We start from the raw sequence: 18790 nt of genomic DNA, 5'->3' as shown, positions 1-18790 counted from the left end.
TTCGCGCTCAGAAAAGGTTGTACTGCGCGGTCAGCTGGATGCGATTCATCGATCCACTGTCGCCGTAGCCAAGCTCGCGGTTTGCATCCGTCTGCCCGCGCAGAGAAAGCGTCTCGCGGACGTACTCCATACCGAAGCCGACCTGCGGCAGCGGGCTCCATATCAGATTGGCATGCAACGACGTCAACTCCTCCGGGAAATTGACGGGCAACGTTCCATCCGGATCGCCAACATGTTGATAGCCAAGCGTGAGATTGGAGCGCAGCGTGGTTGACCAGATATGGCGATACGACGCCACCGCACCCCACGAAAAGATCGGCCTCAATTTGCCGTCCGGGCCCAACACCGCGCCATTGCCAGGATTCGAATTGGTCGCTCCGTTGGGTGCCACACCCTTCGCGAAAGCGGCGTCCTGCGGGGCCATCAAATAGCGGCCGATACCGGGACCACCATTGAGGCCGAGCATGAAGCTGTCGCTATTCCAGGTCTTGACCTTCATGTCGAGCTGGCCGCCGAAAGCCCATGTCGAGTCCTGTCCGGCGAAATTGAATGTTCCGTCATGACCCTCGAAGGCCAGCGAAGCGCCGCCTGTATCGAGATTGAGGTAGCGCACGACACCGGCGGCCGAGAGGCGCAAGGGGCCGCTGCTATAGGTATAGCGCGCCGTGAAATCGGGCAACTTGTTGAGAACACGCGTACTGAGCGTCGACCCGATCGGGAAATTGCTCGTCTGGTCGGCTCCGAGGAAGTCACCATCCGCGTTCTCGACGCCGAATGTCATCTGCCCGTGCTGGCCGATCGACGTCTGGTATCGAACCAATGGCTGTCGAATCGCATACGAATTGCCGACCGGTCCCGTCATATCCAGGGTTTCAGGGGCCGCCGCCAAATCGAAGAAGACCGACCACGTCTGCCCGATCGTCAGCCCGCCCAACGACAGATAAGCATGTCGAAGTCTCGGGCTCACCGGGTTGGTGATCAGTCCAGTGCCGCCCGTGCCATAGAAATCAATATCGATAAACGAGCGAAGCGCACCCCAGTCCGTTGGCGTTTCGCTGCCAACATTGAAGCGCGTCTGGCGCGCCGTCATCATGAACTGCCCCTTGCGATCCGCTTGCGACGTACCGTCGATCGGGATCGAAACCGCATCGGTCGGCACGGTATTGAGGTTGGCGCCTGAAATATCGTCGTAGGCGTCGACCTTGATCATCCCGCCGAAGGTAAAGCGCGTATTGGTCCCGGGAATGAGGATGCTGGCCCCCTTCCCCGCCGGCAACGCACTGTCTGCCAAAACCGGGTTGACGCCGAGTGTGCCGGGCGGTGCATGTTGCATATCGGCGGCCGCCATGGATTGCTGAGCGGTGGAATGCGCCGCAACCGGTTCGCCCGAATTTGTTGCAACCGGCACTTGCGCCTGTGCTGGCAATGGTGCCGCGCCTTGAGCGGCGAGTGCGCCGCCGCCAGCCGCGCCCGCTGCGGGGGCTTTCGCCTGTTGCGCCACCTGCGCGGCCAACGCAGCACGAGCCGATTCACTCGCAGCCAACCGCTTCTCCAGATCCTGCTCGTGTTGCTGCATTGCTTGCTGCTGCAACTGCATATTTTTGACCACTGTGCTTAAAGCTTGCAGCTGTGCTCGAACATCCTGGGTATCGTCGGCATGTGCAATGGCCGGACTCAGAGCGGCCACGCTGATCGCGATCAATGATTTTGCGAAAACCTTTCGTGCCTTTTTCATACTCTCCTCCTTCGTTCTATTTGGAATTCTTCCGACGGGTGCCGAACGCCGGCGCCATTGCGCGCCGGCGGCGTTAGTCCCACGACATGGAAGCAATCAGATTCGGCGGACCTCGCTTAAGGCGCGAGGTCCGGAATTTCGCTGAGGTCTCGTCCACGCGTCTCCGGGAGAAACGCAATAGCGAGCAGGACAAAAAAGTAGGCGCCGCAACCCGCGATCGCCAAGGCATCGCGCAAAGACAGGAGACCACCCGCCGAACTCAGCAGGCCGACGACAGCGGGAAAGAAGGCCCCGACACCACGGCCGAAGTTGTATGAGAACCCCTGACCTGTCGCGCGTATTGCGCTCGGAAACAGCTCGGTGAAATAGGGCCCGAGTGCACTGTAGATACCAAAGCAGAAGAAGCCCAGAAGCGCATCGAGCAGAAACAGTACGGCTTGCCCACTTGGAAGATAGAGAAAGGCGGGAATCATGATTCCATTGCCGATCGCGAAAAGCAGGAAGTTCAGGCGCCGACCGAGTGCGTCTGATAGATACGCACCGATCAGAAAACCAAAGAACGAGCCGACGGTGAAACTCACCATGTGATAACCGACCTCCGCCACGGTAAATCCGCGAACGGTCTTCAGGAATGTCGGGAGCCACAACGTAAGAGCGAAACCGCCGGCTTGAACGCCCAGCGCCAAGATCGACGTGAAGATGGTGGTCTTGACAATGCTGCGATGAAAAATCATCAACGGATTGACATGCGCGGTGCCTTTGGCTGCGCGCTGCCGACGCGCCGACAGATAGACTTCCGAGTCCTTGACGTTACGCAACAGCAAGAACACGAACAGCGCTGGCACGACCCCCAGCCAGAACATCGATCGCCAGGCGAGATGGTCGGGCAAATTGGAAAACAGCACGGCAGACATGACCGCCGCGACGGCATAGCCGACGGAATAAGCGCTCTGGACCGTCCCCACCGCCTTGCCGCGAAACTCCGGGCGAATGGTTTCGCCGATCAATACCGCGCCAGCCGCCCACTCTCCGCCGAAGCCGATGCCGGACAGCACTCGCGCGACGAAAAGCTGTTCGTACGAGTTGGCAAAGCCGCACAAGATCGTGAAGAAGACAAACCAGGCAACCGCCAGCTTCATGATGAAGACGCGGCCCAGCCGGTCACACAACATTCCCGCGCCCCAACCGCCGATGGCGGACGAGATCAGCGCTGCGGTGCCGAGCAGTCCGGCCTCGCCTTGCGACATGTGCCACGTTGCGATCAGGACCGGAATGAGAAAGCTAAATATTTGAGTATCGAGCGCGTCGACCGCCCACCCACCGAAACAAGCGTAAAAAGCCCTCGCCTCTGACGGGTTCAGGCTTCGGAACCAGTTGAACATCAGCGTTACTCCTCCTGTTTTTCCGCGTTATGCGGATCTTTTTGATCTGCGTACTTCTTGACTAAGAGCGACCTTTTGACAGTGCAGCCATCTCGGCGGCCACGCTACGGGCGCGCCCCAGCATCAGGCTCTGATCCGACCCGCAGACAAATACCGTTATATCGAGATCGAGCATGGGACCCACACGTTCCACGCTGGGTACAAACAGAGCGACCGCCTTGTGATGGTGACGGCCTGCCGCGGCGATCTTCTTGATCGCATCCTGTAGACGGGGATCGTCCTGTCCGTCCAGGCCCAACGACAGGCTGAGATCGGCGGGCCCGATGAAGAGGCAGTCGACCCCATCCACGGCGGCGATCTCATCCAATCGATCCATGGCGTCGTGATCCTCGATCTGGCACCACACCATGTTTGTCGCATCCGCCGCCTGGCGATACGCACTCGCATCGAAGGCGCCATAACGACCGGCGCGGCCAGAGGGAGAGAAGCCACGCTTGCCCCTGTCGTAGCGCACGGCATCGACGATGCTCTGGGCCGCGTCGGCGGATCGTATGTGTGGCGCGACGATGCCGCACGCACCCGAATCCAGACAGCTATTGATGAACGCAGGGTCGTGGTTCGGAACGCGAACCAAGGTATCGAGACTCGCAGCGCGCGAGGCGCACAGAGCCCGGTCCACCGACTCGATGCCGAACGGTGCGTGCTCAGCGTCAAGGACGACGAAGTCCATGCCCGATTGCCCGAGCACTTCCACCGTTTGCCCCGATAGGGTCTTGACGAAAGTGCCGATCACCGGCACGCCCGAGCGCACTTTTCGCTCAAGCATTACAGAAACTGGTCCTTCTGCGACGAGAGACGCCATGGGCGCGCATCCTCCATTTTTATGTCGCGAGGCCGGGCATCTCGTGCTGCGCCCGGCCTCGCGCTAAGCGCGCTTATTTCGTTGCGTCTGCTGCGCCGTAGCCACCGCCTCCTGGCGTCTCGAGGACCACCACGTCACCCGGCTCCATTTTCAGCTTGCGGACGGAACTCACCGGATCGTCGTTGACCAGAAAGCGCCCATGCGCGCCCGGCTCGCCACCGCCAACGCCTTCAGGCCCTTCCTTCAGGCGACTCGGAACGGCGTTCAGCCACCAAGGCGCCTTGGTGTTCATCCGAAACTTGATGATCTGGCCGTCGCCTCCCTGGGTATGACCGGCGCCGCCCGATCCGCGACGCAGTTCCTTGCGTTCAAACACAATGGGCATTGCCGCCTCGAGAATTTCCACCGGCACGGCAGCGACGCCGGTCGGGTAGCAAGTGGCATCGAGTCCGCGCTTGGCCGCGCGCGCGCCCATGCCGCCGGAGTAATTGAACATCGCCGAGGTGAACGCTTCGCCGGTCGCTTGCACGCCCTGCACCTGCATCGTCCAGACGGCGCCCGAACCTTCAGCCAGAACCTTGTCCGGGATGACCTGATGCAGCGCCTTGAGGATCGGCATCGGCACGTACATCCCCACCACATGACGCGCGTTCACGGGAGACGGATACGAGCAATTGAGGATCGAACCTTCCGGGGCACGGACTTGAATCGGCGCCAGACTTCCGGTGTTGTTGGGCAGCTCCGGATTGAGCGACGACCGGATCGCAAAGGTCGAATAGGCGTGCGTGTAATTCAGCACGACATTGATGCCCGTGTCGGTCTGCTCCGAGCTGCCCGTGAAGTCGACGATAATCGTGCCGCTTTGGTTATCGATGGTGACCGCACTTTTGAGCGTGATGACTTTATCGCCCGGCACATCGAAGCTGCTTTCGCCATGAAAAGTTCCAGCCGGCAGGGCGCGGATCACATTGCGCATCGCTTCTTCCGAACGCTCGATGATCGCGTCGGACATCGCTTCAATATCATCGTGACCGTAACGTTCGCACAATGCCACCAGGTGGCTGGCGGCCGCCTGACCGCTGGAGACCTGCGCGGAGAAGTCGCCGAAAACCGCGTCGGGCGTGCGGACGTTGCGCTGGATGATGGTGTGCAAGGTCCGGTTGGGTTGACCACGCTCGTAGAACTTCAGCGGCGGGATCCACAGGCCTTCTTCGTGCACGTCCCTGGCGCCCGCTCCGATTCCATAGCCGCCGATGTCGGTGTGATGAATGGTCGATCCGACGTAAGCGATCAAGCGCTCGCCGCGGAAGATCGGCGTCAGGATCGTGATGTCGAAGAAATGCCCAGCGGAGAGCCAGGGATCATTGGTGATGAGCACATCGCCCGGCTCACACTTTCCTTCGAACATGCCGATCAGATGCCGACCCGCGATGGCGAGCGAATTGATGTGGCCCGGCGTGCCGGTGTTGGCCTGCGCCACCATGCGGCCACGCTGGTCGAACAGTGCATAGGCAAGGTCTCCGGCCTCGCGTACAACAGGGCTGAAGGCAATACGCTGGAGTGCCTTGGCGCGCTCGGTCACGATACCGATGAGATTGGACCAGAGAATTTCGAGTTCGATGCTGTCGATCATGATGGGGTGTCCTCTCTTCAGGCCTGGGCAGCGCGGTTTTTGCGCGCCACGATGCAGCCGATCGAATTAATGGTTGCCGTCCAACCTGGCGGCACGGCAGTCGTGGTTTCGCGTTCTTCGATCACGACAGGGCCTGCAAGCTCCTGGCCCACCGCAATCTGGGAGCGTTCCCACACCTCGGCGACGCCATCGTCGTCCCAGGCCAGAACGGGGCGCTTGGCCTTGGGCTTGCCCGGCTGCTGGCGAAGATCGGCCGCGAGACGTGCTTCGATCAGCGGTCCACGAGCGGTGACGCGCCACGTGACGATTTCGACCTGCACATCGGTGGGATTGACCCCGTACAGGCCGCGATAGGCCGTCTCGAAGGCCTGGACCAGCGCTTCCGGATCACGTGCCTTGCGAGGATCTTCCTCGAAGGTCACGGTCACCTCATGCTGTTGCCCCGCATAGCGCATGTCGGCGCCGATCAGCGTCACGACGTCCTTCGCGGAGCAGCCTGCTTCCGCAAGGGCGGCGACGCCCTCTTCTGCAAGCTTGTCGAGCACTTCGGTTGCGGCGTCCCAATCGATCTGGTCGACGCGAACCAAGCCGCTGCGCACGAGATCAAGTCGGGCCGGCGTCACCAACGTGCCGAACGCCGACAGCACGCTCGATTGCGGCGGCACGATGACTTCCGTGCTTTCCAGAAGCTCGGCCACCGCGCAGGCATGCAGCGCTCCGGCACCACCAAATGCGAACAACGGCATGCCGCGGTAATCGACGCCACGATCGGTGGCGTGGGTCCGCGCAGCGCCTGCCATCGCTTCCGTCACGACCCGATAAATCCCGCGCGCAGCATGTACGGCGTCCACATCGATCGCTGCAGCCAGACGCCCCATCGCAGCTTCGGTCGCGGACTTGTCGAGCGACATGTCGCCGCCGAGGAAGTTGTTCGCATCGATCAGACCCAGCATCAGATTGGCATCGGTCACCGTCGGTGACTCGCCACCGCGGCCGTAGCAGGCCGGCCCCGGCTGGGACCCGGCGCTCTCCGGCCCCACCTTCAGCAGGCCGAGTTCATCGACGTGGGCAATCGAGCCGCCGCCCGCGCCGATCTCGATGAGATCGATGGACGGCACGGTCACGGGAATACCGCTGCCGTCCTTGAATCGATAGCGGCGATCAACCTCGAACAATCCGGTGACCAGCGGGGTGCGATCCTCGATCAGGCAGGCCTTGGCCGTCGTGCCGCCCATATCGAACGACATCAGCCGGTCGATACCGAGCAGGGTGGCGTAATAACAAGCGGCCAGCGCGCCCGCCGCCGGCCCGCTCTCGATCATGCGTACCGGATTGCGACCGGCTGTTTCCGCACCGACGATGCCGCCGGAGGACAGCATGATCAGCGGGCTATTGGCGAAATTCTCGTCTCGCAGACGATCGGCCAGCCGGCGCAGATAGGGCTGGGAGATCGGCATCGCGTAGGCATTTACGGCCGTCGTCGACGCCCGGTGATATTCGCGAATTTGCGGGGCGATGTCGGACGACGTACAGATGAACGTGTCGTCGAGCAGGCGCGTCAGCTCGGCTGCGACAAATGCTTCGTGCGCCGGATTTGAGTAGCTGTTGAGCAGACATACCGCAACCGCCTTGGCGCCGCCTTGGCGCAGCTTGTCTGCCAGCGCCGCAACCTCCCCGGCATCGATCTCCTGTGAAACCGTACCGTCGGCGAGGATGCGTTCGCGCAGCCCGAACGTCAGCGGCTCCGCCACGAGCGGCTCTGGATATTCGATCTGAGGATCGTACATGTCGTAACGATGCTCGTTGCGAATGGTCAGGACATCACGAAAGCCTTCGGTCGTGACCAGGGCCGTCGGAAGACCCTTACGCTCGATCAAAGCATTGGTGACGATCGTTGTCGCATGCACCACCACACCGGTCACGTCGGCGCTCGAGATGCCGGCCTTGGCAAGAACGGCGTGAACGCCACGAAAGAATCCTTCGAGCAGGTCGTGATGCGTGGTCAGTGTCTTGTCGACCGACAAGTGACCATCGGAATGGCGCAAAACGATGTCGGTGAATGTTCCGCCGATATCGACGGCTAACGAGTAAGCCAAAACTCTCTCTCCTTTGGACATGGCCACGGCCGGCACGGGATCTGGCGTGGCGCGGATTCAGTCGTTTCATATAACGAAACATCGTTTCGTCTTTTAAAAAATATACGCAGCCTCGGAGCGCCTCGTCAAGCGCTTTCTCTTCGAAACTCTTGACCTGCTCGATAACCCATTTGACAAGACACTCGCCATCCCGCTGTCATATGCAAAAGATCGTTTTAAATATCGAAATGGAAAAAGCAGAAGCATCGGCCCAGCGCCCGCGTGAATCGGGGACCAGTACCTTGGATCTCGCGCTTCGCGCCGTAGAGTTGCTGGCGTTGCGCCACGCGCCGATGAGCCTTGGGGAAATAGCCAAAGCACTGGGGGCGACGAAGCCGACGATTTATCGGCATCTCACCACGCTGATTCGCCATGGATTCGCGTGGCAGGACGCACGCACCGGCTACTACGCAGCCGGCGTCAAGCTCATGACCCTGGGCGAAGCGGTCCAGCAGCAATTCGACGTGATCGCGACCAGCAAGCCGCATCTCATCCAGTTACGAGACAAGACATCGCAGTCCGCGACGATCTGCACGCTCGTCGGCGAAGAACTGATCGTGATGGAAAGAGTGGAAGGGCGCTCCATCATTGAGTTCGGCACCCCGCGCGGGACGCGCTTCGACTTTCACGCCAGCGCGCACGGACGCGTCTGGCTCGCCTTTGGGCCTCACGAATTGACGGACAAGGTGCTGGCAGGCCCGCTGAAATCGTGGTCCGGCGAAGTTCGCACCTCGGTGCCAACCATACGACGCGAAATCGAATTGATCCGCGCACGTGGCTGGGCGATGGCGCCGAATGAAATGGTTGATGGGGTCAACGCACTGGCGGCGCCCGTCTTCGACCACCGCGGCGAACTCATCGCCTCGGTCGCGATCGTCGGATCGCTGCAGTTCATTCCTTCACCACCGCTGCCCGAGCAGATTGATGCGGTCGTGCAATGCGCGCGTGCAGTCTCGAGTGCTTGTGGATGGCGGCGATAACGCCGCCACCACCCCCCAACCCTAGGAGCCAGTAACAATGAATCTTGAAAGCGTGGACTGGGAGACCATTCCCTGGACGCCCGTTCGCGACGGTGTCGAGCGCAAGGCCTTTTCCGGTGATGGCGCAACCGTCGCACTCAACCGCCTGATGCCGGGCCACGAGCCCCGTCCCCACTCACACCCGCACGAGCAGATCGCGTACATCCTTGCAGGCCGCATTCGCTTCGTCGTCGGTGGGGAAGAAAAATTGCTCGGGCCTGGCAGCGTTCTTCGCATTCCATCGAACGTCGAGCACTGGGGCGAAGTCGTTGGCGATGAACCCGTACTCAATCTCGACGTGTTCACCCCGCGCCGCAGCGAGTACGCCTGAAGCCATCAGCATTACGGCGCGATTGGCACTCAACGCAAAAGAGGGCCGAATCTGGATTCGGCCCTCTCCCTGGCAGAGGCACTACGAGCTAGAACGACAGATACGCACCCACGTTGAAGTTGTTGCTGTGATTGTCGGCACCGTTGTGCGCTTCGGTCTTCACGTCGCTGAACTCGGCGAGCAGCGTCAGGTTCGGCGTCAGCGAGTGGTAGACGCCGGCCGTGACCTTGCTGTTCTTCTTCAGCAGGCTCGGCACCGCCGCGCGATCAGCGGCGTTGGCGTAATCGAGTTCGCTGACGCCGTAGTTGACGCCGAACTTGGTGTCGTTGAGCTGGTAGGTCGCCTGCAGCAGATAGCCGTCGGAGTCGCGCTTGTTGCCGCTGCCGTCGTCGCCGAGCACGAACAAACCGGTCGTGCCCATGCCACTGCCGTGGTAGTAGCTCGCCAGCAGGTTGACCGGACCGAGCGCTGCCTTGCCGGTGACGTCGACGCCGAACGCGCGGTAGTCCTCGCCGCTCGGCAGGTGCTGGGTCTGCGTGATGACGCTCGACGACAGGTAATAGCCGCCGTTCTTGTAGACCAGCTTGCCGTGAAAGCCTGGCGCGCCTTCGGCGGTGGCCGTGCCCTGCAGTAGCGGTTGCACCGGGTTGAAAATACCGACCGTGGCGGTGAAACCGCTGAAGTCCGGCGTCGTGTAGTTCATCTGTGCCAGCGTGTCGGTGTAGATGTAGCCGAAGCCGATCGAGCCGAGCGTAGTGTTGGACGGCGCACCGGTCGACGCGCTGCCGCCGACGCCGACGCCGGGCAAGGTCATGTCGTTGATGATCGCGTCGAAGCCGAACAGGCCGAAGTTGCGACCCAGCGTGAACGTGCCGATGTCGGCGTTGCCGATGGTCATGAACACCTGGCGCACATCGAGTCCGGTGGTGCCGAGCGCGGTGTTCGCCAGCGCCGTGCCGTCCTGCTGCACGTTCGGGCTGCCGCCGTCATTGGTGCTGATGCCCGGATACAGGCCGAAGGTCACGCCGATGTCGTAGCCCTTCTGCTGGGTCTTGGCGCCAAACACCAGCGCCGCCGGCAACAGGCCGTTGCTGACCGACGAGGTGTTCTTTTCGCCGCCGGCATCAACCGTGCAGGCGCCGCCGACCGTGGTGATCGCTTCCGGATGGTTCTCGCAGGTCGAGTGGATGTAATGGACGTTGACGTTGCCGTTGGCCGTAAACGTCCAGTCCCCTGCCTCCAGGTCCAGCGCCTGCGCACTACCCGTTGCAAACAGTGACGCAGCCGCCAGCCCCACGAGCAGACGTGGATTCGCATGTTTCATTGAAGCGCTCTCCTCTTTTCGAATGATCATCGCCGTCCGTTTGGTTCGGACGGCGTCAGCGCCCCGCGGTCTTCCTATACGCGCCGACCGGTCCCCAGCGGTCCCTTGGTCGAACACGCCCGCGGCAGCGCGGCGGCCGGGAGCAAGCGATATGCCAATCGCGCCCGCCACGCGCTACGTGATGTTTTTCAAAATCTTTTCGTTGCAGGCACGTCGCGGGGAATGCGGCTGAGCCGCGGTGTCACGACCGGCAACGGGACAACCCTGTGTCAGCGTCCGCACGCCCGCTGTCACACGGGCCGCGCCGGCGCAACATCAGCCGACCGGCGCATCCGGGCGAGCGACCGGCGGCGCGATATGGGCGGCGCGACGGTGTGTCGTCGCCAGGGGGTGACAGTTTGCTACACGCTCAGGACAGGCTGTGCAGCAACGCCGTCGCGACGGCCCGTCCAGCGCTCGGGTCAAGCGCACAAAACCCTGCATTTACCGGCATCTGCGCGCGCCGCCGCGGCTGGCATCGAAGTTGCTTTTGAGCGGCCCCGTGCCCCGCCGGCCTGCCCGTGACGGACGCACGCATGACACCCGAACTGCCCGTCCGGGCACAACGAAAATGAGGAGAACACGATGAGAGTGACCACGACTCGTGCCGCTGGCCGACAGCCGCTACGACGGCTGTTGCTGTGCGGCGCCGCGATCGCGTCGGTACTGGCCCCCGGCATCGGCGCCGCGGCGTCCGATGCGTATCCGCCCGTCACCGATGCCCGACTCGCCAATGCCGCCAGCGACAATGGCTGGCTGATGTATCGCCGCGACTACACCAGCAGCGGCTACGCCCCGTTCAAGGACATCAACACCGGCAACGTCACCAAGCTCAAGGTCGCGTTCGACTATGAGAGCGGCCTGAAGACCGGTCACGAAGCAGCGCCGATCGTCAACGGCAACATGATGTTCATCACCACGCCGAAGAACCAGCTGATCGCGCTCGACGCGACCAGCGGCAAGGTGTTGTGGAAGTACGTGCACGACCTGTCCAAGGTCGGCCTCAAGACGATCTGCTGCGACGTCGTCAATCGCGGCGTCGCGCTGTACGGTGACGACGTCTACATGGCAACGCTCGACAACTACGTCGTCGCCCTCGACGCCAAGACCGGCAAGGTCAAGTGGCAGGAGAAACTGCAGGCTCCGGACGTCGGCTATGCGATGACGCTGGCACCGCTGATCGTCAAGGGCAAGGTCGTGGTCGGCGTGTCCGGCGGCGAATACGGCGCGCGCGGCTTCATCGAAGCGCTCGATGCCAAGACCGGCAAGATGGCGTGGAAGACGCATACCATCCCGGCGCCGAACGAACCGGGCGGCGATACCTGGCCGAAAGGCGCGTATAAGACCGGCGGCGGCGCCGCTTGGCTGACCGGCACCTACGACGCCGAAACCGACACGCTGTTCTGGGGCGTCGGCAACCCGGGCCCGTGGCTGGCGACGCTGCGTCCGGGCAAGAACCTGTACACGGATTCGGTGATCGCCATGAATCCGGACAGCGGCAAGGTCAAGTGGCACTACCAGTACACGCCGAACGACACCTGGGATTACGACGGCACCAATGAAACAGTGATGGTCGACATCACCCATGACGGCAAGCCGTACAAGGCCATCGTCTCGGCCAGCCGCAACGGCTGGTTCTATGCGATCGACCGCACCAACGGCAAGCTGATCTATGCCGAGAAGTTCGCGCACGCCACGTCCGTCTCTCACTTCGAGAACGGCGAGCCGGTCACCGACGACGACAAGCGTCCGACGGTCGACAAGGAGATCTTCACCTGCCCGAGCTTCCTCGGCGGCAAGAACTGGTGGCCGATCTCGGTCAGCCCGGAAACGCACATGGCCTATGTGCCGACGCTGCACTCGTGCATGACGATGAAGGGCGGTACCGTCAACTACAAGGCCGGTCTGCCGTTCCTCGGCGAGTCGTTCAAGGTCGTTCATGACCCGGACAACAAGAACTGGGGCGCGGTGCAGGCCATCGACCTCAACACCGGCAAGCAGGTCTGGAACTACGAAAGCGCGCTGCCGTGGAGCGACGGTACGCTGGCCACGGCCGGCGGCCTGGTGTTCTCCGGCTCGGCCGACGGCTACTTCATGGCCTTCGACGCCAAGACCGGCAAGGTGCTGTGGAAGAGCGACAAGCTGTCGTCCGGCATCATCGGCGTGCCGACCACCTACCGCGTCAACGGCAAGCAGTACGTCGCCGTGTGGGCCGGCTGGGGCGGCGGCATTCCGATCTGGGGCGGCGATATGGTGCCGGAAGTGATGGACATTCCGGTCGGTGGCCACCTCTACGTCTTCTCGCTTCAGTAATCTCGCCATGAACACGCCAATCAAACGCATCACCCTGCGCCTGATTCCGGCGGTCCTTCTCGCTGCGGTGCTCACGCACCGCAGCGCGGAGGCGGCGGAACTGCGCGCCTGCATCGACCAGAGCAATCCGGCCCATGCGATGGACACCTCGATCGCCCACGCCGTCGCCAAACAGCAAGGCCTGACCGCGACCATCGTGCCGTTCGACGGCAGCGGCGACGACGACGAAGGCCTGGCGCTGTCGACCTTCCCCAAGCTGCTCGCCAGCCGCTGCGATCTCGTCATGGGCTTCCCGCTCGACGCGCAGAGCGGCGTCGCGCCGCAGGGCACGCGCGCCACCACCGCGTACGCGCATACCGGCTTCGTGCTGGTCACGCCCAAGCACGCCGCGACCACCCTGGATCAGCTGCCCAAGGGCAGCGAAGTCGCCGTCACCTACATGACGACGCCGAACCTGTATTTCTCCGATCATCCGCGCCTGACCGCACAGGTCTTCACGTCCGACGCCGAAACGCTCAAGGCCATCACCCACGGCGACGTCGCCGCGGCAATGTTGTGGATGCCATACGTCGCCGGCCATCTGGACAAGACCAGCGGCAACAAGCTGCAGGTCTCGCCGCTGTCCGAGCCGCACGCGCAATGGAACCTGGTGGCGCTATACAGCGACGCCTCACAATCGACCGCGCAGCAGTTCGAGCAAGGCATCACCGCGCTGCGCGGCAACGGCCATCTTCAGAAGCTGCTGATGCCGTACGGCGAGCTCGCCGGCGCCGCGCCGATGGCCCAGCCGCATAAAGTTGTCCTGCGTCGCGACACGCCGGCCGGGCATCTCATCAAAGTGTCCGGTAAAGCGGAAAAGAGTGTCCCCGTCCTGTTCAGCCCGCAACAGGCGGCGACCGGCAAGATGGCGTTTCGCACCAACTGCGCGATCTGCCACGGTCCCGAACTGGAAGGCCGCGCCGGCCCGCCGCTGAAGGGTCCGACCTTCGCCAACCCGGACGCCAACTTCCACGTCGGCGATATCTTCAAGATTGTCGCGGAGAACATGCCGGCACCAGCGCCGGGCACGCTGCCCAAGGATGACTACGTCAACATCATGGCGTACATCCTTCAGGAAAACGGCTACCCGTCCGGCAGCAAGGCACTGAGCTTCGACGACGCCATGAACTCCAAGGTGCCGTTGATCTATCACGCCGAACCGTCGAGCTGAAGTGTTGCGTAGCAAACAAAAAGGCGACCGCGAGGTCGCCTTTTTTGTGACGCATACAGCGCTGCAAACGAGCTTACTTGTGATGCGTGTACGCCTCGCACTGCACCTCGACCGCCGCGCCCAGCGCCAGCCCGTTGGCGCCGGCCGCCATCCGCACCGGCAGATGATCGAGCTTGAAATACTTCACGTAGACCTTGTTGAACGCCGGCCAGTCCTTCATATCGGCCAGCGCCACATGACATTTGTATACATCGTCCATCGACGCGTCCGCCAGCTTCAGCTCGGCAGCGAGCGCGTCCATGGCATTGGTCGCCTGCTGCGTGAAATCACTCGGCAGCTTGCCGTCCTTGTCGACGCCGATCACACCGGAGGTGTAGACCATGTGCCCGATGCGAACCGCCGCCGAAAACGGACGGGCCGCAGAACCGTTGCCATAAAACTGCGGCGTCGCCGCTGCCGCCTGCGCCGACATGGCGACCGCGCCCAGCAACAAAGACAGCACAGCAAATACAGGCTTGAACATCGAGAACGCTCCGTCGGGGTGGGGGCTCACGCACTGTAGTCCCTGCCCGCGCCGCGTCACAAGGCGGACCCCGCCACCCATCGGCGCCGTGAGGCACGCGATTCATCCCGCCAGATGCGAAGAATATCGCGTTCAACGCGTCTCGCCACCCGCCGGTCCCCAGAACACCACCCAAGCCGAGAAATCGTCGCTGAAATCCTCGAAACGATGCTCGACCCCGGACGCGACAAAAAACGCATCGCCAGCCGCGCAGGCATGCCGCTCATCGGCAATCGTCAGCGTGCCACTGCCGCTGTGCACGATGTAAATCTCGTCGCGCTTGTGCGGCGTCTGCGGATCGCGCCCGCGCGGCGCATAGAAACCCAAGGACATCGTGCCGTGCGAAAACGCCAGCGCATACCGCTCGCCTTCCGGCCACTGTAGCGACGGTGCGCCGGGAATCCGCGACAACAGCTCCTGCAGACTGGCTTTCATCGAATACTCCAACTCAGAGATATCGCAATCGGTCGTATACAACGCCCACGAGGCCGCCCCCGGGGGGCTTACTCGACGGTGAGCGACCGAACGCTGCCATGCTCAACAACCAAGATGTTGCCGAAATTCGAAGCGTATGCCGAACAAGTGCCGCTCGCTTCAAGCCCAACCGCTACATGCTCAGGGGCTCTGCATGAACCCTGGCATTCACTGGAGTCCGAGCAAACATTTCCAGCATCAGTGGTTTTGAGATCGCAGACCTTTGGCTTGCCAGGATATGCGATCCCCAGCGTCGTCCAGTTACCGCCCCGTGCATCGCACTCGGCTTCCGACTGCGGAATCGACGGCTTTTCAACTGTCGCCACCGTCCTTCGATCAGCACATGCACTGACAAACAAAGCAGCAACGATCACGGCAAGCACGCGCAAAGATGTCATCTCCTAAACCCCACAGCGCGCATCAGACTTGTAGGGCGGGATTCATCCCGCCAGTCGCGACCAACGGCAGTAACGCCCCATCTCGGAAAGCTCTCGACAATCTGATTTTCGGAAACAAGCTTTATGACCGCGAAGCCCCCGACGCTGGCCCGGCAGCCGGCAAATACCTCGGCACCTTGGCTTCCAGTATGGCCACCAACGCCGGCGCCATGTACTCGTAATCGTCCGGAATGCCGAGGCAAATGATCGGCTTTCCATTCAGCACCGCGCGAAACCGGACCTGCAGCTTGCTGCGATGCCGCCGCTCCATAGCGATGATGATATCGGCCCACTGCAGAAGCTCGGCATCGACCCGACAGTCGGCATCATGATTGACGCCGGCCGACGCAACCGCGATGCCGGGCCAGTGTGCGAACAAAGCCTCCGCCGTCGGGCTGCGCAGACGGTTCTTTCCGCAAATGAACAGGACGTTTTTCAAGGGGCGAGGTGTCCCTTATTCCGTAACCCCAAGGTTCATTGGCACGGGCAAGCTTGGCTCACCTGAATCAGGAACTGCTTCCAGTCACACGGATCGACTCCAATATCGCGTGATAACGCTGGTCGTCGATCCCCAACGCTTGCTCATCCGCGAGCGCGTGGCCCGTAGTTTTCGGCACATGAACGGTCGGGCGGCTCGTACTGTTTTGGAACTGCACCATGACGGGTAGACCAAGTGATTCTGAGTAGCCCGGAATCTTATTGGCGATAGACCCGGCCACCATCGGATCGTGACTTCCGTCTTGATCGTACCGCTCGACGTAACGGTAGAAATCATCCCTGGATAGCTCAACCCAGACACCCCATCCGTAGTACCCGGACCGTACATTGAAGGGAAGCTTCAGTATGCACCGGATGAAAAAGCGATCGCCCAGTTGGCAGAGATCCGTGTTGAACCGGGCGCGGCTCGATCGCTTCTCTTCCGGAATATTCCATACGACATCCGGAAGCTTCCAGCCGTGGTCTGTCGGTGCGCCATCATGCGTCCCACCGCAAGTCGGGCACCTGAAAGAGGAATTCAAGTTCGGCTCCAAAACAGATCTATAGGGCGGGATTCATCCCGCCTGTCGCGATGAGAGACTAATGCCCGCGCCACGACTGGAAAGCGGCGCGGCGACTTCCGGCGCAGATCAAAATACTGAATCTAAACACATTTCTTCAAAACGCACTCGAACGGCGGGGCTAGCGCCGACCTGCATGGGCTTATCTCTCATTCTTGACGGCGGCCGCCTGGAGCGCCTGGTTGGGCGGCATTACTCCCATGTGACATTCCTGATGCCAGGAATGGAAGGAACCACTGCCTTCACGTGCTCCCATAGTTTTTGAACCTCTACAGCCGTATTGGATTTTCCAAAGAGCCGCTTGATGAGTGGAACCTCTGCTACTGGAAAGATGCTCCACTCGGTGGTTGAGCCGTCGGCATTACCGCACCCGAGCCATAGCAGGAGGGGTTTGCGTGAAACCATGACGACCCAACCGAAGTCCTCTGCAATCACCTCTTCCGCCGAAATTCCGCGCGCACTGAGTTGTTGTCGAAGCCAGACCGCAAGTGCATGACCAAACCGGCCCGGATTGGTCTTTTCATCTTCTCCGGGCTCGGGCTTGAAAAACTCGGTTTCAAATGTGACCTGAACTCTCATGGCTCCCGACGCCAGCGCTAACACGAGGCCCGTTTACGGGCCACTGCGTTGAGCCCCGTGTTGGACCATTGCGCTATTAAGACCACGGATTACCTCCAAGATGAAATATCTTGGCTGCGTCGTAGCAAGCACCGCACAGAATTTTTACCTTCAACTGCTCGCCAGCCTCGCCGACCCACTCACCGCCTGTCAATTTCACGCGACGCTCGCACTCTGAGCACCAAGCGTCTGGCCTTGGGTTTTCCGGATCGAATGTAGTCCAGAAGAAACCGACCCGCCGCCTCACCTGAAGCCCATGAACAATATGTTGGCAGACGAAGCTCTCTTGCTGGGTGCCGTGCGTGCCGCACTCGACGGTTTTCATCTTTTAGGTCCAATGCTTTAGCTTAGGCGCGGCTCTGCTGACGGCAGGGCCGTCGCATTGGAGCGCCTTATTGTGCGGAAATGCTAGTGTGAACTGAGCCACCAAAGCCCCCAAGCAAATACGCCACCGATGACGACGCTGGCAACCATAAATACGCGCTGCATGGTGCGCGATGGCACTGCCAAAGAACGCCCCGCCTTTGAACGCCAGAAATACTCTGATGCGCCCTCTGCAAGGACGTAAAGCGGCGGACCAAACGCGATAAAGAGCGCCCAGGCAGTACGAGAATTTGGATGGTACGGCCAAAACTGCAGCACCAAAAGGCCAGCGACGAGAAGCCACGCAATGGCTCCCCAGAAAACAATGCCACCAACCCTAGAGAACGCGCTCATCTTTTGATCCACAACGCCTTGCTTCAGGGGCGGTGCTGCCGCGGCGGAGGCGCCCCCGCTGGAAACACTTGTTGGGCGGCATTGTCACGAACTGCCCAATATCGCTTCAATGAGCGGCTTTGTATAACGCTCCTCTGGAGAGACATCTTGGGCGCCTCCTGAATGGCAGTACTCACCAGCATCAAATGCTTCGTAAACGCTATAGAAATACGACGGAATCTCGAAGTCCTTTTGCGAACATAGAAAAGCCCAGAGATGATTCATTGCTGCATCCGCGTCCGCAAATGACCAGACATCCGTGCTGTAGCCGCGAGCAATGTGGCCTGCCAGTTGGTCAAGGAGCGCCAACATGCCAACCGAGTGAACGGCGCAAAGGTCTTGAAGCGCGATTGCCGAAACGACGTTATCTACGACGCTGCGAGCAAAAGACTCGAGAGAACCCGATTTCATGACGTCCAACGCTGAAACTCGGCCGCTTGTATGAGTGCCATATGCGAATCGAAGAGGCCAACGGCAGCTTGTTACGCCACCGGTGACTGTTACCCATGTCTCCGGACTTTTTTGTTACCTATCTGTCCGGCCGTTCAAACCCGCCTTGAATTTGCTCACATCACTCCTCTAAACGCATATACCTCACGAGGTACATCAAATACAAAAGCCTTGGTTTTTTCCGCATCTAGCTCCTCAAAGAAGAACTTGACCAGATCATTTTCCCCAGGCACTGATCTTTCTTCGTATGACAGGTTGTGCTCGGACGCAACCCGCCGAAGTACGTGCGCTTTTGACTTGAGCGCTGTGATCACGACAGGACGCTTAGCAGTGAACATGACTAAGTCCTTTGTGTTCCCGAATGCTGTGTGGCCCAACGCCCAAATTAAGCTGCGGACCCGCCGGAGGCGGGGCCGTCGGCTTGAATGCCTTGTTGGACGGCACTTGTATGG

At 61.2% G+C, this 18790-nt stretch carries 19 protein-coding genes; 4 read left to right on the top strand and 15 right to left on the bottom strand.

All coding sequences use genetic code 11. The features are described from left to right. Positions 1 to 7: 7 nt before the first annotated feature. The 5 genes from G7Y82_RS17565 to G7Y82_RS17545 all read right to left on the bottom strand — a co-directional run bounded on the left by G7Y82_RS17565 (position 8) and on the right by G7Y82_RS17545 (position 7729). Positions 8 to 1735, bottom strand: a complete 1728-nt coding sequence (locus tag G7Y82_RS17565) for a DcaP family trimeric outer membrane transporter (RefSeq protein WP_168149455.1) — start codon at positions 1733 to 1735, stop codon at positions 8 to 10. Between the two features lie 116 nt (positions 1736 to 1851). After that, positions 1852 to 3117, bottom strand: coding sequence for an MFS transporter (locus tag G7Y82_RS17560; protein WP_168149454.1), 1266 nt, complete (start codon positions 3115 to 3117; stop codon positions 1852 to 1854). 61 nt (positions 3118 to 3178) lie between these two features. Further along, positions 3179 to 3979, bottom strand: a complete 801-nt coding sequence (locus G7Y82_RS17555; protein ID WP_168149453.1) for an HpcH/HpaI aldolase family protein — start codon at positions 3977 to 3979, stop codon at positions 3179 to 3181. Between the two features lie 73 nt (positions 3980 to 4052). Further along, a complete protein-coding gene (locus tag G7Y82_RS17550; protein WP_168149452.1) occupies positions 4053 to 5612 on the bottom strand; it encodes a hydantoinase B/oxoprolinase family protein in 1560 nt (519 codons plus the stop codon). A gap of 17 nt (positions 5613 to 5629) precedes the next feature. Further along, positions 5630 to 7729 (bottom strand): hydantoinase/oxoprolinase family protein, encoded by a 2100-nt coding sequence (locus G7Y82_RS17545; RefSeq protein ID WP_240954394.1) that lies wholly within the window; start codon positions 7727 to 7729, stop codon positions 5630 to 5632. 179 nt (positions 7730 to 7908) lie between these two features. Between G7Y82_RS17545 and G7Y82_RS17540 the strand changes: the two genes are divergently transcribed. Further along, complete coding sequence (locus G7Y82_RS17540; protein ID WP_168149450.1) at positions 7909 to 8727, top strand: IclR family transcriptional regulator; 819 nt, start codon at positions 7909 to 7911, stop codon at positions 8725 to 8727. Positions 8728 to 8764: 37 nt separating this feature from the next. After that, positions 8765 to 9097, top strand: a complete 333-nt coding sequence (locus G7Y82_RS17535) for a cupin domain-containing protein (protein ID WP_168149449.1) — start codon at positions 8765 to 8767, stop codon at positions 9095 to 9097. A gap of 88 nt (positions 9098 to 9185) precedes the next feature. Here the strand turns inward: G7Y82_RS17535 and G7Y82_RS17530 are convergent, their stop codons facing one another. Beyond that, entirely contained in the window at positions 9186 to 10421 is a 1236-nt protein-coding gene (locus tag G7Y82_RS17530; protein ID WP_168149448.1) for a porin, read from the bottom strand. A 624-nt stretch (positions 10422 to 11045) separates the two neighbouring features. Between G7Y82_RS17530 and G7Y82_RS17525 the strand changes: the two genes are divergently transcribed. Together G7Y82_RS17525 and G7Y82_RS17520 are read left to right on the top strand one after the other, a co-directional pair. Further along, the gene (locus G7Y82_RS17525) at positions 11046 to 12773 is read left to right on the top strand and encodes a PQQ-dependent dehydrogenase, methanol/ethanol family (protein WP_168149447.1); all 1728 of its coding nucleotides are present in this window, start codon (positions 11046 to 11048) and stop codon (positions 12771 to 12773) included. A 7-nt stretch (positions 12774 to 12780) separates the two neighbouring features. Continuing rightward, entirely contained in the window at positions 12781 to 13983 is a 1203-nt protein-coding gene (locus G7Y82_RS17520) for a c-type cytochrome (protein ID WP_168149446.1), read from the top strand. Between the two features lie 73 nt (positions 13984 to 14056). Here the strand turns inward: G7Y82_RS17520 and G7Y82_RS17515 are convergent, their stop codons facing one another. The 9 genes from G7Y82_RS17515 to G7Y82_RS17475 form a co-directional block, all read right to left on the bottom strand. After that, positions 14057 to 14506, bottom strand: a complete 450-nt coding sequence (locus G7Y82_RS17515; RefSeq protein WP_168149445.1) for a RidA family protein — start codon at positions 14504 to 14506, stop codon at positions 14057 to 14059. 132 nt (positions 14507 to 14638) lie between these two features. Beyond that, on the bottom strand, positions 14639 to 14980 hold the full coding sequence (locus tag G7Y82_RS17510; RefSeq protein WP_168149444.1) for a cupin domain-containing protein: 342 nt from the start codon (positions 14978 to 14980) through the stop codon (positions 14639 to 14641). 558 nt (positions 14981 to 15538) lie between these two features. Then, on the bottom strand, positions 15539 to 15895 hold the full coding sequence (locus G7Y82_RS17505) for a low molecular weight protein tyrosine phosphatase family protein (protein ID WP_168149443.1): 357 nt from the start codon (positions 15893 to 15895) through the stop codon (positions 15539 to 15541). A gap of 67 nt (positions 15896 to 15962) precedes the next feature. After that, positions 15963 to 16475: a DUF2199 domain-containing protein gene (locus G7Y82_RS17500; protein ID WP_168149442.1), complete on the bottom strand. Its 513-nt coding sequence runs from the start codon at positions 16473 to 16475 to the stop codon at positions 15963 to 15965. A 231-nt stretch (positions 16476 to 16706) separates the two neighbouring features. Then, positions 16707 to 17093, bottom strand: a complete 387-nt coding sequence (locus tag G7Y82_RS17495; protein WP_168149441.1) for a hypothetical protein — start codon at positions 17091 to 17093, stop codon at positions 16707 to 16709. Between the two features lie 76 nt (positions 17094 to 17169). Then, entirely contained in the window at positions 17170 to 17457 is a 288-nt protein-coding gene (locus G7Y82_RS17490) for a hypothetical protein (protein WP_168149440.1), read from the bottom strand. An 83-nt stretch (positions 17458 to 17540) separates the two neighbouring features. After that, a complete protein-coding gene (locus G7Y82_RS17485; protein WP_168149439.1) occupies positions 17541 to 17849 on the bottom strand; it encodes a hypothetical protein in 309 nt (102 codons plus the stop codon). A gap of 84 nt (positions 17850 to 17933) precedes the next feature. Then, positions 17934 to 18308 (bottom strand): hypothetical protein, encoded by a 375-nt coding sequence (locus G7Y82_RS17480; RefSeq protein WP_168149438.1) that lies wholly within the window; start codon positions 18306 to 18308, stop codon positions 17934 to 17936. A gap of 146 nt (positions 18309 to 18454) precedes the next feature. Next, the gene (locus G7Y82_RS17475; RefSeq protein ID WP_168149437.1) at positions 18455 to 18676 is read right to left on the bottom strand and encodes a hypothetical protein; all 222 of its coding nucleotides are present in this window, start codon (positions 18674 to 18676) and stop codon (positions 18455 to 18457) included. Positions 18677 to 18790 lie beyond the last annotated feature (114 nt).

The sequence above is a fragment of the Solimonas marina genome (assembly GCF_012241385.1).
GTDB lineage: Bacteria > Pseudomonadota > Gammaproteobacteria > Nevskiales > Nevskiaceae > Solimonas > Solimonas marina.
The sequence above is the reverse complement of the archived record's forward strand: the minus strand, read 5'-3'. Positions and strand labels throughout refer to the sequence as shown.